The sequence below is a fragment of the Aeromonas sp. 2MA4 genome, from assembly GCF_029237305.1.
Lineage (GTDB): Bacteria > Pseudomonadota > Gammaproteobacteria > Enterobacterales > Aeromonadaceae > Aeromonas > Aeromonas salmonicida.
In genome coordinates, this window is the sequence record NZ_JAACFY010000004.1 from 28693 (window position 1) to 50941 (window position 22249).

The 22249-nt window shown below is 57.9% G+C and carries 14 protein-coding genes; 7 read left to right on the forward strand and 7 right to left on the reverse strand.

Features of this window, described 5'->3' with window-relative positions:
- Positions 1 to 113: 113 nt before the first annotated feature.
- From GWQ31_RS05680 to GWQ31_RS05690, 3 genes are all read right to left on the reverse strand, one after another.
- Positions 114 to 1865, reverse strand: coding sequence for an ABC transporter transmembrane domain-containing protein (locus GWQ31_RS05680; protein WP_265421441.1), 1752 nt, complete (start codon positions 1863 to 1865; stop codon positions 114 to 116).
- Between the two features lie 76 nt (positions 1866 to 1941).
- A complete protein-coding gene (locus GWQ31_RS05685) occupies positions 1942 to 3678 on the reverse strand; it encodes an ABC transporter transmembrane domain-containing protein (RefSeq protein WP_265421440.1) in 1737 nt (578 codons plus the stop codon).
- Positions 3679 to 3819: 141 nt separating this feature from the next.
- Positions 3820 to 6621, reverse strand: coding sequence for a response regulator (locus GWQ31_RS05690; protein ID WP_265421439.1), 2802 nt, complete (start codon positions 6619 to 6621; stop codon positions 3820 to 3822).
- Between the two features lie 141 nt (positions 6622 to 6762).
- Here GWQ31_RS05690 and trxC point away from each other — a divergent pair, with 141 nt between their 5' ends.
- The gene (gene trxC / locus GWQ31_RS05695; RefSeq protein WP_275908859.1) at positions 6763 to 7197 is read left to right on the forward strand and encodes a thioredoxin TrxC; all 435 of its coding nucleotides are present in this window, start codon (positions 6763 to 6765) and stop codon (positions 7195 to 7197) included.
- A 158-nt stretch (positions 7198 to 7355) separates the two neighbouring features.
- On the forward strand, positions 7356 to 8741 hold the full coding sequence (locus GWQ31_RS05700) for a DASS family sodium-coupled anion symporter (RefSeq protein WP_021138281.1): 1386 nt from the start codon (positions 7356 to 7358) through the stop codon (positions 8739 to 8741).
- A 65-nt stretch (positions 8742 to 8806) separates the two neighbouring features.
- Here GWQ31_RS05700 and GWQ31_RS05705 read toward each other — a convergent pair whose 3' ends face one another.
- On the reverse strand, positions 8807 to 11284 hold the full coding sequence (locus GWQ31_RS05705; protein ID WP_275908860.1) for a glycogen/starch/alpha-glucan phosphorylase: 2478 nt from the start codon (positions 11282 to 11284) through the stop codon (positions 8807 to 8809).
- Between the two features lie 387 nt (positions 11285 to 11671).
- The gene (locus tag GWQ31_RS05710; RefSeq protein WP_005311031.1) at positions 11672 to 11869 is read right to left on the reverse strand and encodes a DUF4250 domain-containing protein; all 198 of its coding nucleotides are present in this window, start codon (positions 11867 to 11869) and stop codon (positions 11672 to 11674) included.
- A gap of 232 nt (positions 11870 to 12101) precedes the next feature.
- Between GWQ31_RS05710 and GWQ31_RS05715 the strand changes: the two genes are divergently transcribed.
- Complete coding sequence (locus tag GWQ31_RS05715; protein ID WP_275908861.1) at positions 12102 to 12593, forward strand: cell division inhibitor; 492 nt, start codon at positions 12102 to 12104, stop codon at positions 12591 to 12593.
- A 284-nt stretch (positions 12594 to 12877) separates the two neighbouring features.
- Here the strand turns inward: GWQ31_RS05715 and GWQ31_RS05720 are convergent, their stop codons facing one another.
- Positions 12878 to 14401, reverse strand: coding sequence for a fumarate hydratase (locus GWQ31_RS05720; RefSeq protein ID WP_005311025.1), 1524 nt, complete (start codon positions 14399 to 14401; stop codon positions 12878 to 12880).
- A gap of 295 nt (positions 14402 to 14696) precedes the next feature.
- Between GWQ31_RS05720 and pabB the strand changes: the two genes are divergently transcribed.
- The 3 genes from pabB (at position 14697) to GWQ31_RS05735 (ending at position 18167) form a co-directional block, all read left to right on the forward strand.
- Entirely contained in the window at positions 14697 to 15986 is a 1290-nt protein-coding gene (gene pabB / locus GWQ31_RS05725) for an aminodeoxychorismate synthase component I (protein ID WP_275908961.1), read from the forward strand.
- A 99-nt stretch (positions 15987 to 16085) separates the two neighbouring features.
- On the forward strand, positions 16086 to 16652 hold the full coding sequence (locus GWQ31_RS05730; protein WP_275908862.1) for a CoA pyrophosphatase: 567 nt from the start codon (positions 16086 to 16088) through the stop codon (positions 16650 to 16652).
- A gap of 216 nt (positions 16653 to 16868) precedes the next feature.
- Positions 16869 to 18167: a serine/threonine transporter gene (locus tag GWQ31_RS05735; protein ID WP_275908863.1), complete on the forward strand. Its 1299-nt coding sequence runs from the start codon at positions 16869 to 16871 to the stop codon at positions 18165 to 18167.
- 503 nt (positions 18168 to 18670) lie between these two features.
- On the opposite strand, the gene sstT is transcribed toward GWQ31_RS05735, so the two are convergent.
- Positions 18671 to 19921 carry a serine/threonine transporter SstT gene (gene sstT, locus GWQ31_RS05740; RefSeq protein ID WP_275908864.1) on the reverse strand — a complete coding sequence of 417 codons (1251 nt, stop codon included), beginning with the start codon at positions 19919 to 19921 and terminating at the stop codon, positions 18671 to 18673.
- Between the two features lie 338 nt (positions 19922 to 20259).
- On the opposite strand from sstT, the gene GWQ31_RS05745 reads away from it, so the two are divergent.
- Entirely contained in the window at positions 20260 to 22185 is a 1926-nt protein-coding gene (locus tag GWQ31_RS05745; RefSeq protein WP_275908865.1) for a RecQ family ATP-dependent DNA helicase, read from the forward strand.
- Positions 22186 to 22249 lie beyond the last annotated feature (64 nt).

Sequence of the window (22249 nt, forward strand, 5' to 3'; positions counted from 1 at the left end):
GCAACTACCCTGCTCTACAAGGTTGCCGATCACGCTTCTGCTGCTTGTCGGTGAACACAAAAAAAGAGAGGGAGCCCTCGGGCTCCCTCTCTTTTTTACAACGGGCCTTGCGATCAGGCCCGTTTCTCTTCCAGCCAGGCCCCCTGACTCTGCATCTCGAACAGCTGGGCGTAGTGTCCTCCCTGCGTCATCAGCTCACCGTGGGTGCCCCGCTCATTTACCTGACCGCGGGAAAGCAGCAGGATCTCGTCGGCATCGACTATGGTCGAGAGCCGGTGAGCGATGGCGATGGTGGTGCGGCCACGGCGGGCTGCTGCCAACGCCGTGGAGAGCGCCAGCTCGGTCTGGGAATCCACGCTGGCGGTGGCTTCATCCAGGATGAGGATGCGCGGATCCCCCACCAGGGCGCGGGCGAAGGAGAGCAACTGCCGCTGACCGGCGGAGAGGTTCTTGCCCCCCTCCTCCATCAGGGTACCCAGCCCATCCGGCAGACTCAGCACGAAGTCTGCCAGTTGTACCTCGGTCAATGCCTGCCAGAGCCGTGCCTCATCGATGCCGTCACGGCCGAGCCGCAGGTTTTCCGCCAAAGTTCCAACGAAGATAAAGGGATCCTGCTGCACCAGACCTATGCTGCGGCGCACCGCCGCCAGCGACAGTTCAGCCATGGGATGATCATCGAAGCGGATGGTGCCCTGATCCACCGGATAAAACCCCATCAACAGGCTGATGATGGTGGACTTGCCACTGCCGGTGTGACCCACCAGCGCCAGCATCTGGCCAGGGCGAGCGGCAAAGCTCACCTCCCGCAGCACCTGTTGCTGGCCATCGTAGGAGAAGCTCACCTTGTCGAAGCTGACCCGCCCCTGCAACGCAGGACTCTCGCCTTGCGTGCTCTCACGGGACTCGTCGAGCAGAGCAAATACCCGCTCCCCGGCCACCATGGCCTGTTGCAACTGGTTGAGCTGGTTGGTCATCTCGATGAGCGGCTCTATCATGCGCCCCAGATAGCTGATGAAGGCGTAGAGCACCCCCACCTGGATGGCGCCACCGGCACTCAAGCCCTCGCGGGCAAACAGGGCCAGCAGGCCGATCAACACCATCATGTAGAAGAGGTCGATAAGGGGGCGCAGCAGTATGCCGTTGATCTTGAGGCTCTTGAGGCGCGCCGACCAGTGCTGCTGATTCACCTCGGCAAAAGCGTTGGCAAAGTGGCGCTCCTGTACCATGGCCTGAATGACCGGCATTCCCTGCAGCGACTCATTGAGGCGGCTGTTGATGTCGGAGAGCAGGCTGCGGGTCGCCCGTACCACGGGCACGCTCAATTTCTGGTAGAGCCACATCACAGCCGCCACTGCCGGCAGCAAGCAGGCGCACACCAGCATCAACCGCACATCTAGCAGGGCCATGGAGATAAGGATGCCACACAGCAGCACCACTTTTTGTACCAGCAGGCCGATCACCTGCACATAGAGGTTCATGATGGCCTCTGTGTCGTTGGTGATGCGGGAAATAAGCGAGCCGGAGCGATGTTGGTCAAAGTAGCGGGCCGGCAGCCGGATCGCGGTGGCAAACACTTGCTCGCGCAAGGTCTGCACCACAGCCTGGGCGATGCGGTTGAAACGCAGGGATTGCAGATAGAAACCCGCCGCCGAGAGCACTTGCAGGCCAAGATACCCAGCCGCGATGGCAGCAATGGGAGGCCACACCAGCTGGCGGGGTGCCAGATAGTCATCGATAAAGAGCTTGATGAGCAGAGGGCCGGCCACTTCGGCGCCGGTGGCCAGCAGCAGGCAGATCCCCGCCTGAACCAGCCAGCGAGGATAACGGGCGCAATAAGCGAGCAGGCGTTTGATCGTTGGATTCACAGCGTCTCCCCACATCTTGTTTCAGACGCGAGTAACGGGCGCAACCAGGCAGTCAGTCGCCATTCAATGGTCGGGTTCACAAACTCTCCTCTACATCTTGTTCCAGTCGCTGGTAACGAACCATGTCTGCATACCAGCCGTTGTGGGCCATCAGGGCGCCATGGCGGCCCCGCTCGCTGATGTAGCCCTGCTCCAGCACCAGGATTTCGTCGGCCTGCTCCACTGCCGTCATGCGATGACTGACCAGGATCAGCGTGCGTCTATGGGCCTTGAGCGCTTGCAGTATCTGCTGCTCGGTATGGGCATCCACCGCCGACAAGGCATCGTCCAGCACCAGGATTGGCGCCGCCAACAGCAGGGCGCGGGCAATGGAAAGTCGCTGTTTCTGACCACCAGAGAGGGTCACACCCTTCTCCCCCACGTCGGTCTCATAGCCCTTGGGGAAGCGGCAGATGTCATCGTGCACACAGGCGATGCGCGCCACCCGCTCTATCTCCTCCTGGCTGGCATCGGGCCGGCCAAGGGCGATGTTGGCCGCTATGGTGGTGGAGAACAAAAACGGCTCCTGGGGCACATAGGCAAACTGGCCGCGCAGATCGCCAAGGGCCAGCTGCGCTATGGGCACGGAGCCCATGGTGAGCTCACCAGACGTGGGATTGGCAAGGCGCATCAACAGCTTGAGCAGCGAGCTCTTGCCAGCCCCGGTGCGCCCGACGATCCCCAGCATGCCGCCTCTGTGGAGGGTGAAGTCGATATTGCGCAGCAAGGTGCGCTGCTCCAGCTGATAGCTCACCCCCTTGGCCTGGAGCGGGAAGGGAGAGACAAACATCGCCTGCTCCGTCGGCTCTTCGATGTCGCTGCGCTCGGCCAGCATGCTCTCGATGCGTGAATAGGCGGCGCTGCCCCGCTCTATGATGTTGAACAGCCAGGCGATGGCAAACATGGGCCAGATGAGCTGACCCAGATACATGGTGAAACTGGTGAGCTCCCCCAGCGTCAGCTCGTCACGCACCACCAGCACGCTGCCACCGGCAACGGCGAGAAAGTAGGAACAACCGATACAGAGGTAGATGACGGGGTCGAACTTGGCATCGATGCGGGCCACCGCCATGTTGCACGCCCCCGCCTGTCGGGTCAGTTCGGCAAAGCCCTTGTCTTCCAGGGATTCAACCGCATAAGACTTGAGCACCCGCACGCCAGAGAGCGCCTCCTGGGTCTTGTTGTTGAGACGGGAGAAGGCTCCCTGCGCCGCCTTGAACTCCTTGTAGATCTGGGTACCGAAGCGGTTCATGAAGAATGCCATCACAGGCAGGGGCAGCAGGGAGAGCAGGGTCAGCTGCCAGGAGTACTGGCTGCACATGATGGAGAGCACCAGCACCCCGACTATGATGGAGTCCACCAGGGTCAATACCCCTTCCCCGGCTGTCATCTCCACCGCCTGGATATCGTTGGTGGCGTGAGCCATCAGATCACCGGTGCGGTGGCGCTGGTAAAAATCGGGGCTCATGCGGGTGAAGTGGCTGAACAGTCGGTTGCGCAGCACATAGGCAAGCCGATAGGAGGCACCAAACAACATGACCCGCCATACGTAGCGCAGCAGATAAATGAGCAGACCGAGCACAAACAGCCCCGCCAGATAGCCCATCAGGGTGTCGTTGTCGAGAGAGCCTTTGGCGATGCCATCCACCACCCAACCCACCACCTTGGGCGGGATCACGGTCAACAGTGCCACCATCATCAGCAAGGAGATGGCGATCAGATAACGCCGCCACTGCTCCTTGAAGAACCAGCCCAGCCTTGAGAATACACTCACGTAGATGTCCTTTGTCGCGGCCAGCCCAAGGCTGCCGCCCGTCACGGGGAAACGTAATGCAATCGCCCCCAGAAGGGGGCGATACGAGAGGGTCATGATAGCCTGAAGTGACTGGCTTGAGAATTATTGCTATTTGTCTCCCTACAATAAGCGATCATCTCGCTGCCCCACGGGGCTGTATGGTGATTCATGCTGCTCTCCGGTCAGCAGAAAGTGAGATACCTCCTCCCGGGTCTGACTGAATACCTGCTGCAACTGCTCCAGATCCGGCTCGGTCAACTCCTCTTGCTGGCGAAGTCGCCACTCCAAATCACCGGCCATGATCTGCAGGCGAGCAGCGGAGATATTGGCCGACACCCCCTTCAGGGTATGCAACAGACGACAGGCCACTTCGGGTTGCTGGCGACGCAGGGCGGAGCGGATCTCCCACAGATCATCCTTGTGCTCGGACATAAACAGCTTGAACAGGATCTGCAGCGCCTCCTTGTCTTGCTCCAGCCGTTTGAGGGCATCTTCCAGATCCAGTACTCCCATCAGATCAGGAGGTTTCACCTCCAGCGGGATCCGGCGCTCGCCGCTGGCGCTCTTCACCCACTGCAACAGGTTGTTGTAGAGATCCAGCTTGCTGACCGGCTTGGTGACATAACCGTTCATGCCGACACCGAGGCAACGCTCCCTGTCACCGGGCATGGCGCTGGCAGTCAGCGCTATGATGGGCACGTCATGCTTGTCGACCATCTTGCGGATCTGGCGGGTCGCATCCAACCCATCGAGTACCGGCATCTGCAAATCCATCAGGATGACGTCAAAAGGCTGCTCGGCTACCCGTTCGACCGCCTCGCGCCCGTTACCTACCACGGTTACCACGGCATCGATCCGGCGCAGATACTCGATGATGAGTTGCTGGTTGACTCTGTTGTCCTCCGCCAGCAAGACCCGGACACCTTGCAGCAGCTCACGAAAGTGCTGCTGATCGCCCTGGGCTTCGGCCTGGCGAACCTGATGATCATGGGAGCTGCCATTGAGCAGCTCATCCACCTTGGCCAGCAGGGAATTCTCGGTCATGGGCTTGGGCAGAAAGTGGGTCAGGCCCATGCTCTCCATCCGCCCGTGCAGTCCCTCCTTGGCCCAGGCACTGGTCATCAGAATAGGCAGTCGCCGCCACTGGCTGTGCTGGTACATTTCGAGGGCCAGATCCAGGCCATCCTCCTGTCCCATGCGCCAGTCCAGAATGGCCAGCCGGATATTCTGCCCCTCTTCCCGCAGCACCTGACGCGCACGGGAGAGGCTGTTGACGGCCACGACCCGGACACCGGCCCGGCCGAGAATATCCTTGGCCAGGTCCAGCACCAGTTCATTGTCATCCATCACCAGAATGAGCGGCTGATGCTCGAAAAAGACCCGGCGGCCCGATACCCCGTACACCGCCTTGGTCATGGGGATCTCGAACTGGAACACAGAGCCGGACCCCGGCTTGCTCTGCACAGTGATCTGCCCGCCCATCAGTTCGACCAGACGCTGGGAGATATTGAGGCCAAGACCTGATCCACCATATTTGCGGGTGTTACCCGCCTCCAGCTGGGTGAAAGGCTGGAACAGCTGGTCCTGCTTATCCTCGGCGATGCCAATCCCGGTATCCCGCACGCTGAAACGCACCCGCATGGGATGCTGGTTGACCAAGGTGATGACCACTTCCACCTCGCCCCGCTCGGTAAACTTGATGGCGTTGTTGACCAGATTGACCAATACCTGGCCCAGGCGCAGCGGATCGCCGCGCAGGAAATCGGGCACAGCCGGGGACTTGTTGATGATAACCTCGACCTGCTTGCGCTCGGCCAGATCGGCAAACATGCCGGCGAGCGAATCTATCTGCTCGCTCAAGTCAAAATCGATCTCTTCCAGGGTCAGCTTGCCGGACTCCACCTTGGTCAAGTCCAGAATGTCGTTGATAAGCAGCAGCAAGGTATCTGACGAAGACTTGATCTTGCTGAGGTAATCCCGCTGCTGCTGATCCAGTTCGGTTTGCAGCGCCAGGGAACTGAAACCTATGATGGCATTCATGGGGGTGCGGATCTCGTGGCTCATGTTGGCCAGAAAATCGCTTTTTGCCTGCGCCAGCAAGCCGGTCTGGCGTGACAACTCGCTCAACTTCTGGTTGCGACGCCACAGGGTCACCGCCACCAGCACGAAGCAGACCATGGCGCCAGCGAGCACCATCAGGTAGAAGCGGCTCTTGAGGGAGGAGGCTTGCACCATTTTGCTTTGTTTCCAGACCGACAAGCCATCCAGCTCATGCATGTCGATGACCTGGTTGCGCAATATATGGTAATCCACCACCTGACGGCTGACGTCCTCGCTCAACTGGGCAAGCCCGGCCACCTGGGGATACTCGGGATAGGCGGTCTTGAGTCGTTGCTGCAGCGCTTGCAGTTGCCGTTGCTCACCTCTGTCCCAGCTGCGCTTGAGGTAGTGGCTGAGCTGCGCCAGTTCGACCAGATCAATGGCCAGCGCAGAGCTGGCAGGCAAGGTGGCCAGCAAGGCATTGAGCTGCTTTTGAAAAGGCTGCTCTATATACTGGATGGCCATCTCCATGGAGTAGAGCTTGGCCAGGTCCAGCAAGTAGCTGTCGATATCGTGCAGCAGGGATTGGGAGCTGGGACTATCGGCCGTATCCGGATCGTTGCGCACCTGGCGCACGAAGCTGTCCAGGTTGCTCGACAACTGGTTGAGGCGCTGCTGTACATTGCCATCATTGGCTTTTTCGCGCCCCAGCAGATAAATAGTGTCAGTATTGACCCGATTGAGGATCAATTCCGCTGCCACACTCAGCTCGGAGGCCTTGTGTTGCTGGCTGAGCAGTTGCCAGCAATAGCCGGCAAACGCCAGCAGCGCGACGATGATCAGGCTCAGGACAACACGATTGACCCGTGTCACATTATTCATCCCGTCTCGATTCTCATGTCATGACCGTGTATCCGCCAACGGACCACTGGCTGTGAAAGATAACTGACTGCTATGTTACCGTTACTCTGCCCTGTCAGTGCACTAAAGATGTTGCAGGGCTTATGCTTACAGGAATCAATTATGTCATTTATCACTACCTATTGTAGCCATTGCTTCACCAGAAACCGCCTGCCCGCCGAAAAAATGGATTCAAATGCGAAATGTGGCCGCTGCAAGTCCTCGCTGTTTGGTACCACCCCTGTCATCGGCCGTGAGAATCAATTCGATACTCTGATCCAATCCGACCTTCCTGTCGTGGTGGACTTCTGGGCCAGCTGGTGCGGACCATGCTTACAATTTTCACCAATTTTTCAGCAAGTTGCCAGCGAGCTTGAGCCCAACTTCCGTTTTGTCAAAGTCGACACGGAACAACAAGCTGCCATCGCAGCCCGTTACGCCATCCGCAGCATTCCCACCCTGATGATATTCAAGCAAGGCAAGATGGTGGCACAACGCAGCGGCTCTCTGCCCAAGAGCCTGTTCAAGGAGTGGGTGACCTCCGTCATTCAGCCTTGAATGATAAATAATTGTTTAATTTTTGTTTTTTAAGTGTTTCTTGCCAATTTGACTCTGTGAGTCCCGGCATGGTTTGACGACTTTCCCCTGTTTCAAACAGGGGAATAATTGTAATCTCGGCAACACAACAACAACCATAAATTAACCGAGAGAACAATATGCACACATCGGCTGTACCCTCGACTACTCCATCTCGCTGGCTGGACATCAAATCCGGGATTGTCATCCTGGATGTGCTGTTGCTCTGTGCCATGCTGGCTTGGCTGCCGTTTGACCCCATGGTCAACAAGGGGCTGGGGATCCTGGTCTTCATCGCCATTCTCTGGCTGACCGAAGCCCTGCACGTCACCATCACGGCGCTGCTGGTGCCCTTGCTGGCCACAGTGCTCGGGGTGTTTGACATGGGCAAATCCCTCACCGACTTTGCCAACCCCATCCTGTTCCTGTTTTTCGGTGGTTTCGCCCTCGCAGCCGCCCTCTCCAAGCAGGGGCTGGATACCCTGATGGCAGGCAAGGTAATGCACCTGGCCAATGGCCATCTGGGTTGGGGTGTCATACTGCTGTTTACCATCACGGCGGCCATGTCCATGTGGATCAGCAACACGGCAACCACCGCCATGATGCTGCCGCTGGCCATTGGCATGCTGGCGCGTCTCGACAGCCAGCAGGATCGTGCCACCTTCGTCTTCGTGCTGCTGGGTATCGCCTATAGCGCCAGCATAGGCGGCATCGGCACCCTGGTCGGCAGCCCACCCAATGCCATCGCCGCCGCCCAGATGGGAATTGGCTTTACCGACTGGATGAAGTTTGGTGTGCCTGTGGTGCTGATCCTGATGCCTTGCGGCATTGCCCTGCTCTATCTGGTGACGCGTCCGCAGCTCAACCACAGAGTGGAGATCCAGGATGTCACCATCAACTGGACCCGCGAGCGCAAGGTAACCCTGGCTATCTTCCTGACTACGGTCGTACTCTGGATCGGCTCTCAACCCATTGCCAAGGCACTGGGGGGCATCCCGCAATTTGACACCCTGATCGCCATGGGTGCCATCATTGCCATCGCCGTCAGCCGGGTCGCCAGCTGGGATGACATCAATCAGAACACCGACTGGGGCGTGCTGATGTTGTTTGGTGGTGGCCTGACCCTGAGTGCCATTCTCAAGGCAACCGGTACCAGTGCCTTCCTGGCCAGTCACCTGTCGGCCGTATTGGCCGATGCCAATATCTTCATCATTCTGCTGATGCTGGCGGCATTCGTGGTGTTCCTGACCGAACTGGTCTCCAACACCGCCACCGCCGCCCTGCTCATCCCGCTGTTTGCCGGTGTTGCCGAAGCCCTGGGGGTTTCTCCTGTCGTCATGGCCGTGTTGATCGCCATAGGTGCTTCCTGCGCTTTCATGCTGCCGGTTGCCACCCCACCCAACGCCATCGTCTTCGCCAGCGGTCATATCCGCCAGAAGGAGATGATGAAAGCCGGGATGGCCCTCAACATTGTCTTTGTCATTCTACTGGCGGTCCTGGCCTACTTTGTTGGCGACATTCTCTGATCCCCAAGTGGCCCTTGAAACAAAAAGCCCTCGCATTGCGAGGGCTTTTTCATATCAAGAAGTTATCAACCTTGTACGTTGCAGCTCTTCAGGTTCCAGATCCGATCCACGTAGTCCTGGATGGAACGGTCCGAGTTGAACTTGCCCATGGTAGCCGAATTGATGATGGCCTTCTTCGCCCACAGCGCCGGATCCCGGTACCAGGTATCGATGAGCTTGTGCGCATCGGAGTAGGAAGCAAAATCGGCCAGGGTCAGGTAGGGATCCCCCCCTTCCAGCAAGGAGCGCTTGATGGAGGAGAGTTCCCCCGGCTTGCCCGGCGTGAAATAGTCGGTGTCGAACCAATCCAGCACGGCCTTGAGCTCGGAGTTGGCATAGTAGAAATCGTACGGGTTGTAGCCGCGCGCCTTCAGAGACTTCACCTCATCCACGTTCAGACCGAAGATGGCGCAGTTTTCGGCACCCGCCTCTTCCGCGATCTCGATATTGGCCCCATCCAGCGTGCCTATGGTGATGGCGCCGTTCAGTGCCATCTTCATGTTGCCGGTACCGGAGGCTTCGTAACCGGCAGTGGAGATCTGCTCGGAGACATCGGCCGCCGGGATCAGCTTCTCGGCCAGACTCACGCGGTAGTTCGGCATGAACACCACTTTCAGCTTGCCCTGGATGCGAGCGTCGTTGTTGACCCGCTCCGCCAGCTTGTTGATGGCGTAGATGATGTCCTTGGCCAGCTTGTAACCGGGCGCCGCCTTGGAGCCAAAGATGAACACGCGCGGGTGCATGTCATAGTCAGGGTTCGCCAGCAGACGACGGTAGAGCGCCATGATATGAATGAGGTTCAGCTGTTGGCGCTTGTACTCGTGCAGACGCTTGATCTGGACGTCGAAGATCGCCTCGGCACTCACATCGATGCCGGTTTCGGCCTTGATGACCTTGACCAGTTTCTCCTTGTTATGACGCTTGATGGTCATGAACTGCTGCTGGAATGCCTTGTCGTCGGCAAACTTGGTGACGGCGCGCAGCTTGTCGAGCTGCAGCGGCCACTCTTTGCCCACCACTTCGTTATAGAGCTCGGCCAGCTCTGGGTTGCAGGCCAGCAGCCAGCGACGTGGGGTCACGCCGTTGGTAACGTTGCACATCTTCTCTGGCCACAGCTCGGCGAACTCGGGGAAGAGATCCTCTTTCACCAGCTTGGAGTGGATCTCGGCCACGCCGTTCACCTTGGACGAACCGATCACGCACAGGTTGCCCATGCGCACCTTGCGTACATCCCCTTCTTCGATGATGGAGAGCTTGGCCTTGATGGCATCGTTGCCTGGCCACTTGGGTTCGACCAGATCGCTCAGGAAGCGGGCGTTGATCTCGTAAATGACTTCCAGGTGACGGGGCAGCACCTTCTCAAACAGGCTGACAGACCACTTCTCCAGCGCTTCCGGCAGCAGGGTATGGTTGGTGTAGGAGAAGACCCGATAGCAGATGGCCCAGGCGGCATCCCAGTTCAAGTCTTCCTCATCCACCAGCACCCGCATCAGCTCGGGGATAGCCACGGTCGGGTGGGTATCGTTGAGCTGAATGGCAATTTGCGCGGCAAAATTGCTGAAGTCACTGCCATGCACCCGCTTGTAGCGGCGCATGATGTCCTTGATGGAGCAGGCACAGAAGAAGTACTGCTGGATCAGGCGCAGCTCTTTGCCCGCATCTGTTTCATCATTCGGGTAGAGCACCTTGGAGATGGTTTCGGCCTGGGCTTTTTCAGCCTGGGAATCGATGTAACCACCGGCGTTGAACACGTCCCAGTCGAAAAACTCGGAGGCGCGGGATTCCCACAGACGCAGGATATTGACGGTGTGACCGCCAAAGCCCACCACAGGGATATCCCAAGGCACCCCTTTGATCTTGCGGCCTGCGTGCCATACCTTCTTCAGGCCACCCTTGTCGCCGAACACGGTTTCCACATAGCCGTAGAGCGGGATCTCCTGCACAGATTCCGGGCGGCAGATCTCCCAGGGATTGCCATATTCACGCCAGGAGTCCGGGCGTTCGATCTGGCGACCATCCTTAATCTCCTGACGGAACAGGCCGTGCTCGTAATGGATGCCATAACCGACAGCCGGGTAGTTCAGGGTGGCAAGGGAGTCGATAAAGCAGGCAGCCAGGCGGCCAAGGCCACCGTTGCCGAGCGCCATGTCCGGCTCTTGTTCACACAAATCGGTCAGTTCCAGACCGAGTTCACCCAGCGCCTCTTCACACACTTTGTACAGGGAGAGGTTGTGCAGGTTGTTTGAGGTCAAACGCCCCATCAGAAATTCAGCAGAGAGATAGTGAATCGCACGAGTATCTTTCTTGAAGTGAGTCTGCTGAGTACGGGTCAGGCGCTCGTACACCTGTTCGTTGACGACGGCTGCGGTTGCTTTCCACCACGCTTCTGGCGAGGCTTTCTGTTCGCTTGTACCCAAGGTAGAACGCAGGTGACGCACGATACTCGCCTTGAGCTGATCTTTATCCAGTTGGAGATCCTGGTCTGTCTTCTTCTTGGTAGCCATAAACCATTTCCTTCGTTACAGAATAATAAAATTGTTATCCCATCAGGGACCGGTGCTGTTGTTATCTCAGAATATGTTCCGGCGTGGGCATACTAGCTAAAGCCGATGGTTTAAAAGTTAACGCAAGTCACACTTTAACGTATAAAAATGACAGTTCAAGCTTGAAAACCCTTTCCTGAAACTTATTAATCAGTGACGCTCATTTCATTTAAAATCAGCAACTTAACAAACAAGTGCAAATATAAATCCGTGAATAGGTTTTCAATCATTGCCAAGTACTGAAAATCCATGAAAATAGCTGAAAATTCAGCGCACATTGAAAACGATTTCAATGTGCGCTGTTCATAAAGCAAGATTGGATCCCCGATGGCGACGATCGACTCCCCTTCAACCATGGGCCTTGAACTGATTGCTCATGGGGTCGTAGTGATAGCCTATCTGCATTAACCGGGTCGCCAGTTGATCCTCCGTCATGTCGTAATAAGCCAGTAGTTCCTCCAGGCCATCACACTCCAGCCGCAACTTTTCATTGATGATCCCGAGCAGGATATTGGCATCCAGCCGTTGCAAGGTACTGACGTCCATCTTCATCTCTCCTCTTCATCCAGATACTGTATAACCATGGGTGCCACCTCCCTCTTTGTCCACAGCCTAAAAAACAAGCACCCTGGTAAAAATAAAATATCCATTACAATCAATAATATAGATTCACACCCTGTCAGCTTGATCACATTTTTTGCCATAAATGGCTTGTCACTGACCTGAGTTGCAACTACTGTATACGTATACAGCATGGTTATCCATACAGGACAAACATATGAGCCAGCCCATGAGTCACCTCCCTTTCGCCGCGTCTGTCAGCATGAGCAATCCCTGGCCAACCCGCCATCAAAGCAAGGTGGAAGGAGCGTGCCACACCGCACCTGCCAGCGATGAGCGGCCATTGCTCGACGAGCTGGTGAGACTGAGCCATGGTGACACGGGCTGGATCCTGCTGATTGCCCCGCCAGGCCTGCCAGTGGCCAAACAGCTGCAGGCTCAGGGGATCAACCCCGCTCGGGTGCTGGTGGTGCACAGCCCCAAGATCAAGAACTGGCAGCTAATGCTGGAGCAGAGTCTGGGCAATGGTCACTGCGCAGCAGTCTTGACCTGGCTGCCTGCACAGGTTTCGCTGGATCGCGTCAAGCTGAGCAAACTGGGGCAACGCTTCGGGGTGCTGACCCGCTTTTTCGAGCCAGCAGGAAAGCTACTGCCCGTGCATAGCGGCCCGCTGGCCTACGGCGGACAGGATGTCTATCTCAACCACTGATAGCCCAGGAAAGCCTGGAGACTCGAAATCGCCGTGAAGAAATGGAAAAAGGGGAGAAGGCAAGAGCGCAAGAAAAGGGCAATAGAAGAGTGACCAAGCAGAAGTGACCCGTCTGGTTTGTGCACCTACGCCAGTACCAACGCCAACCTGCGGGGCGATAGAAAAAGGCGACCCTAAGGTCGCCTTTTTACGCTGTCACCCAATGTCACAGCGGCCTGGTCGTTTGCTCGTGCCACCCTACAGGAATGATGTGAGTATCCTTAGGCCCTGGCTCAACACGACGATCAGGAGAGCTTGCCATCCAGCTCGGCAATCTTGGCCGACCAGTAGGCCGGGCCTGTTTCATGGATATTGTTGCCTTGAGAATCGACAGCCACCGTCACTGGCATATCCTCCACCTCGAACTCGTAGATGGCTTCCATACCCAAGTCGGCAAAAGCCACCACCCGCGACTTCTTGATCGCCTTGGCGACCAGGTAGGCTGCGCCCCCTACGGCCATCAGATAAACGGCTTTATGCTGTTTGATACTCTCGACAGTTTTGGGGCCACGCTCTGACTTGCCGATCATGCCGATGAGACCGGTTTCCCCCAGCATCATGTCGGTGAACTTGTCCATTCGGGTGGACGTCGTGGGGCCGGCAGGGCCAACCACTTCGTCACGAACCGCATCAACCGGGCCAACGTAGTAGATGAAACGGTTGGTGAAATCGACCCCCTCCGGCAGACCCTCGCCATTTTTCAACATGTCGGCAATGCGCTTGTGGGCTGCATCGCGACCGGTAAGGATCTTGCCCGACAGCAGCACTGTGTCGCCGCTCTTCCAGCTGGCGAGCTCCGCCTTGGTGATACCGTCAACATTGACACGACGCACATTGGCCCCGGCTTCCCGGGTGATCTCCGGCCAATCGGCCAGTTTCGGCGGAGTCAACTCGGCCGGCCCCGAGCCATCCAGTTCGAAGTGGACGTGGCGGGTGGCGGCGCAGTTGGGGATCATCACCACCGGCTTGGAGGCGGCATGGGTCGGGGCACTCTTGACCTTCACATCCAGCACTGTGGTGAGGCCGCCCAGACCCTGAGCACCGATCCCGAGCTTGTTGACCTTGTCATAGAGTTCGACCCGCAGCTTCTCTTCGGTGGTCTTGGGACCACGGGCGATCAGCTCCTGAATGTCGATGTGCTCCATCAAGGCTTCCTTGGCCAGCACGGCCGCCTTCTCGGCGGTGCCACCAATGCCGATGCCCAGCATGCCGGGCGGGCACCAGCCGGCGCCCATGGTCGGCACGGTTTTCAGTACCCACTCGACGACATCGTCGGATGGGTTGAGCATCACCATCTTGGATTTGTTCTCGGAGCCGCCGCCCTTGGCCGCTATGCTCACTTCCACCTTGTTGCCCGGGATCATGTCGATATGCACGACAGCAGGGGCGTTATCCTTGGTGTTCTTGCGGCTGCCGGCCGGGTCGGCCAGCACGGAGGCGCGCAGCGGGTTGTCCGGATTGGTGTAGGCACGGCGCGTCCCCTCATCCACCATCTCCTGCACCGTCATGTCGCTGTCCCACTGCACCTGCATGCCTATCTTGACGAAGCAGGTAACGATACCGGTATCCTGGCAGAGGGGACGATGCCCTTCGGCTGACATGCGGGAGTTGATCAGGATCTGGGCCAGGGCATCTTTGGCGGCCGGGTTGACCTCACGGTCATAGGCAGCCTTGGCGGCATGGACGAAATCAAGGGGGTGATAGTAGGAGATGTACTGCAGGGCGTCGGCGACGGAATCGATAAAATCCTGTTTTTTAATGATGCTCATATCATCCTCACTGGTCCTTGTCTCCGTCGTGGTGGCAGAGCAAGGGCTTCCATATGAGCCGTGCTTCGGTGTCATAGTGTCAGGCGATATACCTGTCGGCCCGATAGACAACGGCGTGTTTGTTCTAAAAATTCCGATGCCTATGATACGCTTGCCCCCCCATACCGGCTAGGGAGCAGGGTGCAAACTGTTGCCTGTGTAACAAAAAATGAAACCAACTCTTCATATCTACCACTTTGATCACCAGACAGCGCTGCATGCGTTGTTTGCCCGTCTGCATCATCAGCCTTGGGCCATGTTGCTCGAATCGGCCGGCCAGCAGGGAGCGGACAACCGCTTTGACATCATCAGCGCCGACCCGCTGGCAACCCTGCAGACAGAGGGGCCACTGACCTGGATAACCCGGGGCGAACAGTGTCTGTCGTTTGACACGGATCCCCTGACCCTGCTGGCACAATGGCAACGGGATCTGCTGGGCGAGAAAGCACCGCACTGTGACGAATTGCCCTTTATTGGCGGCGCCCTCGGGCTGTTTGGCTATGATCTTGGCCGTCGATTCGAGCAATTGCCGACACTGGCCGCACAGGATGTGTCCGTGCCGGACATGGCAGTCGGCATCTATGACTGGGCCCTGCTGCGCAACGTAGCAAGCGGCGCCTGGCAGCTGGTGCATTGGGGCGATGAAGCAGGCCTCCATCGCCGGCTGCAGTGGCTGGCCGCGCAGCACGAGATGCCAACACCGCCATTTGCCCTGCAGAGCGAGTGGCGCAGCAACATGAGCCGCGCCGAGTACGGCGAGAAATTTGCGCGGGTACAGGCTTACCTGAGTGCCGGGGACTGTTATCAAATCAACCTGACCCAGCGCTTCAGCGCCGCCTATTGCGGCGATGAGTGGCAGGCTTATCAGGTGTTGTCCCGTGCCAACCGGGCTCCGTTCTCGGCCTTTGTTCGCCTGCCACAGAGCGCCATTCTAAGCCTCTCCCCCGAGCGGTTTCTGCTGCTTGATGATCGCCATATCGAAACCAAGCCCATCAAGGGTACCCGCCCCCGACTTGCCGATCCGCAGCAAGACCAGGCCAGCGCCCTCGAGCTGGCAGGCGCCGACAAGGACAGATCAGAGAATCTGATGATCGTGGATCTGCTGCGCAACGATATCGGCAGGGTGAGCCGTCCGGGCTCCGTCAGCGTGCCCAGCCTGTTTGCCGTGGAGTCGTTCCCGGCGGTGCATCATCTGGTGTCCACCATCCACGGCGAGCTGGATAGCCGCTGGCAGGCGGTGGATCTGCTGCGCGCCTGTTTCCCGGGCGGTTCCATCACCGGCGCCCCCAAGATCAGGGCCATGGAGATCATCGAGGAGCTGGAGCCCCAGCGCCGCAACGCTTACTGTGGCAGTATCGGCTATCTGAGCCAGCATGGCCGGATGGACACAAGCATCTGCATCCGCACTCTGATAGCGGCAGACGGCCAACTGCACTGCTGGGCCGGGGGCGGTGTCATCGCCGACTCCGATGTGGACAGTGAATATCAGGAAACCTATGACAAGGTGGCCCGCATACTGCCGTTGCTGGATAAGCTGAGAAGCTGAGAAGCTGAGAAGCTGAGAAGCTGACAGAATGGCTAACGGAGTGACCATGTAAAGAGGCCCAAGCGCAGGATTGAGAGACGATTCGAGAGAATAAACAAGATGGACCGCGCCGAACTGCTGACCCGCTTTTTACTGCAACGCCCTGCCCCAGCCCATCGCCTGACGGTGGCAGGGCTCAAACCTGCCGCCGTCTTGCTGCCGCTGGTGGAGCGGGCCGACGGCTTGCAACTGCTGCTGACCCGCCGCAGCGCACACCTGCGTCATCACGCGGGACAGATTAGCTTTCCTGGCGGGCGACAGGATCCGGACGATCACACCCTGATCCACACGGCATTGCGGGAAACCTGGGAGGAGCTGGGCATCATACCGGCTCAGGTCGAGATCATCGGTACCCTGGCCCCCCTCAATACAATTTCCCAATACGATGTGTTGCCGGTGCTGGGGCTGGTTGCCGCCGATTATCAGCTCACCTTGAGCCAGGATGAAGTGGCTCAGGCCTTTGAAGTACCACTCCATCATCTGCTGGACCCACGCCACCACATAGCCCTGACCATTCCAAGGGCCAATCAGCTGCACACCATCTACTGGATACCCTGGCAGGATCACTTCATCTGGGGGGCGACTGCCAGCATGATCCGCCAGCTATCCCACCAACTTGCCATGTAACATTTTGCAAACATATTGCAGTGCAATATTTGCGCGTTAACAATAAACTAACGTATAGGTTTCTAAAAAAAAATTGATTTTTTATTCTTTCGATCACATTTCTATAAAAGTGTGAGGGTTTATCCCTCGCAAAGGTGAATTTGATCAACATTTTTGATTAAAAAAACCGTATCCTTGCGCCGACTCAACAAAAAACACACATTCGGGGTGAGACACATGTCAAATACAGTCACAGGCGCACAGGACGTTGCAGCCGTACAGGAGCAAGGAACGAGCTCAATCCAATCTCGCGGTTGGAGCAAACAAGACTCTACCTGGGTTATCAGCCTGTTCGGCACTGCCGTCGGCGCGGGTATCCTGTTTCTGCCCATCAACGCTGGCATGGGTGGCTTCTGGCCACTGGTGGTCATGGCGCTGCTGGTCGGTCCCATGACCTATCTGGCCCACCGTGGCCTGGCCCGTTTTGTACTTTCGTCCAAGCGACCCAATGCCGACATCACCGAAGTAGTGGAAGAGCATTTCGGGGTGGGCGCAGGTAAATTAATCACCCTGCTCTACTTCTTTGCCATCTACCCCATAGTGCTGATCTACGGTGTCGGTATCACCAACACGGTCGAAAGCTTCATGGTCAACCAGTTGCAGATGGCTGCCCCTCCGCGCTGGATCCTCTCCATCGTGCTGATCATGGGCATGATGTCTGTGATGCTGGCCGGCGAGAAGCTGATGCTGAAGGTCACCGAGTTCCTGGTCTACCCGCTCATCGCCATCCTGGTGGGTATCTCCTTCTACCTGATCCCTGACTGGACGGGTGCCGCCCTGTCCCAGGTGCCGTCTGCCAAGGATTTCGCCACTACCTTGTGGCTGACCATCCCGGTACTGGTGTTCTCCTTCAACCACAGCCCTGCCATCTCCAGCTTCTCTTTGGCTCAGCGTCGTGATCATGGCGAACATGCGGTCGAGAAGTCCGATGCCATTCTCAAGCGCACTGCCACCATACTGCTGGGCTTCGTGATGTTCTTCGTCTTCTCCTGCGTCATGAGCCTGACCCCGGCCCAGCTGGCAGAAGCCAAGTCACAGAACATTGCCGTGCTCTCCTATCTGGCGAACCAGCACGCAAGCCCCCTCATCTCCTACTTCGGTCCGCTGGTTGCGTTTGTCGCCATCGTATCCTCCTTCTTTGGCCACTACCTGGGTGCCCGTGAAGGCCTGAAAGGGATGATCGTCCAAAACATGCGCAAATCCGGCAAAGAGCCGAACCACAAGAAGGTGGAGATGTTCATCATCGCCTTCTTCGTCCTCACCCTGTGGGGCACGGCCATTGCCAACCCCTCCATCCTGGGCATGATTGAATCTCTGGGTGGCCCCATCATCGCCACCATTCTGTTCATCATGCCGATGTACGCCATCAAACGCGTGCCAGCCATGGCGAAATACCAGGGACACATCAGCAACGCGTTTGTTGCTCTGATGGGTACCATTGCCATCTCCGCCATCCTTTACCAGCTGTTTGGCTAATCACCAGGCCATAACGGTAAAGCAAATGCCCGCCAGTGATGGCGGGCATTTTTTATGCACAAGTAACCCATTCCTACAATGGTAAACCGCACTCTCCAGCGGCAATGCCGCTATCCACGAACGCAATAGACCCAGCCCTTGGCGATGTGGGACTCGGCTCAGCCAGGGTGCCCTCGAGATACACGGCTCGGCCAGCTCTTATCGCATTGCCTGTCCGGCGCGCGGCTTGTCTCCCTTGAACACCCCAGCCACACTCCTTGCTCCTTTCATGACAGGATCCCGGTTGTCGTATGCTGGCCGGACATGGGAAGCGGCTGACAGCTAGCCTATCCAGCGGGTATGTCTGTTGGCATGCTGGCCCCTGTTTACGCCATGACCTTCAGCCCACACGCTTCCATCCCATCGAAGGGATCTCATATCCTGATGCATTCGGCCATCGATAGCGCACATAAAAAAAACGCCCTCACAAGAGGGCGTTTTCAATGGTTTGATGAAGCTGACTATCAGGCTTCGCGGCTTGGCAGCGGCGCGGCATCCAGCAGGGTTTCATCTTCGGCCATACAGGCAGCTGCGGTGAACAGCACGTCGGTGGAGCTGTTGAGGGCTGTCTCGGCAGAATCTTGCAACACACCTATGATGAAGCCCACGGCAACGACCTGCATGGCGATGTCGTTGCCGATGCCAAACAGGCTGCACGCCAGCGGGATCAGCAGCAAAGAGCCACCAGCCACCCCGGAGGCGCCACAGGCACTGATGGTGGCCACCACAGAGAGCAGCACGGCGGTAGCCAGATCCACTTCCATCCCCAGTGTGTGTACCGCCGCCATGGCAAGCACTGTGATGGTGATAGCGGCGCCGGCCATGTTGATGGTGGCGCCCAGCGGAATGGAGACCGCATAGGTATCTTCCGGCAGACGCAGTTTTTCACACAGCGCCATGTTGACCGGGATGTTGGCGGCAGAGCTGCGAGTGAAGAAGGCGGTCACGCCGCTCTCTTTGAGGCAGGTCAGCACCAGCGGATAGGGATTGCGTCTGATCTTCCAGAACACGATGAGCGGGTTGACCACCAAGGCGATGAACAGCATGCAGCCAATCAGCACCAGCAGTAACTGGGCGTAACCGAACAAGGCATCGAAGCCGGTTTCGGCCAGAGTGGATGCAACCAGCCCCAGAATACCGAAGGGCGCGCAGCGGATCACTACCTTGACGATGGCAGAGACACCGTGGGACAGGTCGGTGATCAGGGCCTTGCTGCTGTCATTGGCGTGACGCATGGCGATGCCCAGGCCGATGGCCCAGGCCAGAATGCCAATATAGTTCGCATCCATCAGCGCCTTGACCGGGTTGGTCACTATGTTGAACAGCAAGGTTTGCAATACGTCTGTGATGCCCCCTGGCGGCGTGATGTCCGCCGTGTTGGCCACCAGATGCAGGGTGGTGGGGAACAGGAAGCTGGCAATCACCGCCACCAGGGCCGCGGCGAAGGTACCGAACAGGTAGAGGGCCAGCAGCGGGCGAATATTGGTTTTCTGGCCCTGCTTGTGGCCGATGATCGCCGCCATCACCAGCACGAATACCAGCAGCGGCGCGACTGCCTTCAGTGCACCGACAAACAGGCTGCCGAGCAGACCGACTGCTTTGGCCCATTCGGGCATGAACATGGCAAGGAGGATACCGAATACCAGACCAACCAGGATCTGGCTTACCAGACTGGTGCTATTGACCAGTCTCATGAGGGGGTGTTGTTGTGTCATCAAATAGTCCCTGAGCACCGAAGTGCGTGAATCATTAGTCCTGTTGGCAACCACTACACCAGGCGACACCCATGTCACAGGCTGGCGTCGTCTGCCCCGGCAAGCCTTCTATTGAGCCAGTCCGGAAACACACGGGGTTACGGACAAGGAATATCCCATCTGCAATCGCTTTTTTCCACATAATCACTGAAAAATATCCGGTTTACCTCACAAAAAAACTACAACAATGCGATAACACAATATCAACAGCGTCCAAATGGACGCTGTTTTCCTCTGAAGGGCCGTTCAGGCACTCCCGAGCGGTGGTATTATGGTGGTTTTGCGCTGGAGTCCCTGCCATGATCTCATCCCTGTTGACCCGCCACTTCGGCTTCGACCAGTTAAGGCCCGGTCAGGAGGCGGTGATCAGCCGGTTGCTGGCAGGCCAGAGTGCGGCTGCCATCTTCCCCACCGGCTCCGGCAAATCCCTCTGTTATCAGCTGCCTGCCCTCGCCCTGCCCCATCTGACCCTGGTGATTTCCCCGCTGATCGCGCTGATGCACGACCAGCTCGCCTTCTTGCACAGCAAGGGGATCGCCGCAGCTACCCTGGATTCGAGCCAGACGCCGGAGGAGAGCCGCCGCGTGATGCAGCAGGTCAGTGACGGTCAGCTCAAGATCCTGATGATCTCGGTAGAGCGACTCAAGAACGAGCGCTTTCGTCGCTTCATCCAGCAGGTGCCGCTGTCGATGCTGGTGGTGGATGAAGCGCACTGCATCTCGGAGTGGGGCCACAACTTTCGACCCGACTATCTCAAGCTGCCCGCTTATCGCCACGAGCTGAAGATACCTCAGGTACTGTTGCTGACCGCGACCGCCACCCCGGCTGTCATGGCCGACATGCAGGCCAAATTCGACATCGAGGATGAGGGACTGGTCGTCACCGGTTTTTATCGCGCCAACCTGGATCTGGGGGTCGTGCCGCTGCCCGCCGAGGCGCGTGATGACTGGCTGCAAGCAGAAGTACGACGAGAGCCTACGGCCCCCACCATCGTCTATGTCACCTTGCAACACACGGCGCAGCATTGTGCCGACCTGCTGCGGCGGGCAGGGATCAGGGCAAGTGCCTATCACGCCGGGCTCGACTCGACCCTGCGCAGCCAGATCCAGCATGACTTCATGGCTGGCAAGGTGGACTGCATTGTCGCCACCATCGCCTTTGGCATGGGGATCGACAAGGCGGACATTCGCCGGGTCATCCACTATGACTTGCCCAAATCCATCGAAAACTACAGTCAGGAAATTGGCCGTGCCGGGCGGGATGGACACCCTTCCCGCTGCATAGTGCTGGCCAATCGCGCACAGCTCCCCGTGCTGGAGAATTTCGTGTACGGGGATACGCCCGATCGCGCCGCCATAGTGACGCTGCTCGAGATCCTGTCGCAAAGTGGCAGCGAGTGGGAGTTTGGTCTGCTGCGTCTCTCCAACGACACCAACATCCGCCAGTTGCCGCTCAAGACCCTGCTGGTCTATCTGGAAATGGCGGGTGTCATCATGCCGGCCTACAGCTACTTCGCCGAATATCGCTTCAAGTTCGTGCTGGACAAGGCCGAGATCCTGACCCGTTTCAATCCCGACCGACGCCAGTTTCTGGAGCAGCTGTTTACCTGTGCACCGCAGGCCCGCAGCTGGTGCACCATGGACTTCGATGCCCTCTGGCAGGGTTATCAGGGGGAACGGCACCGTGCGGCAGCAGCCCTGGATTATCTGCAACAACAAGGCTGGATAGAGCTGGAGAGCAAGCAGATGACCGATGTCTATCGGGTGCTGCGTCAAGATGTTGATATCAATGCATTGGCAGACGAGCTCTATGCCCTGTTCGAGAAGAAGGAGCTGAGTGAACTGGCTCGACTGCAGGCCTTGCTGGCCTTTTTTACATCACGCCACTGCCTGAGTCAGGAGCTGGCCCGATATTTTGCCGACAAGCAGGCACCCGGCCAGTGCGGACACTGCTCCGTCTGCCGTGGCGAGGTTGCCATACTGCCGCCATTGCCGACCCTCACCCTGCCCAACGAAAAGGGGTTGCGTGCCTGGTGCGATCCCCTGATAGCCTTGTGCCACACCAGCCATCCTCGCATTCTGACCCGTTTTCTGTGCGGTATCGCCACGCCATTGACCACCCGGGTCAAGGCAAAAAGCCTGGCTGGATTTGGTCAGCTGGCGGCGCATCCATTCGCCGAGGTGCTGGCAGCGGTATCACGGTTCTACCCCACCCCTGACAGTTGATCATGCCAGTGCACATCTACAACCCGCTGAAAAAATAAGACCCTCGCATATGCGAGGGTCAAGC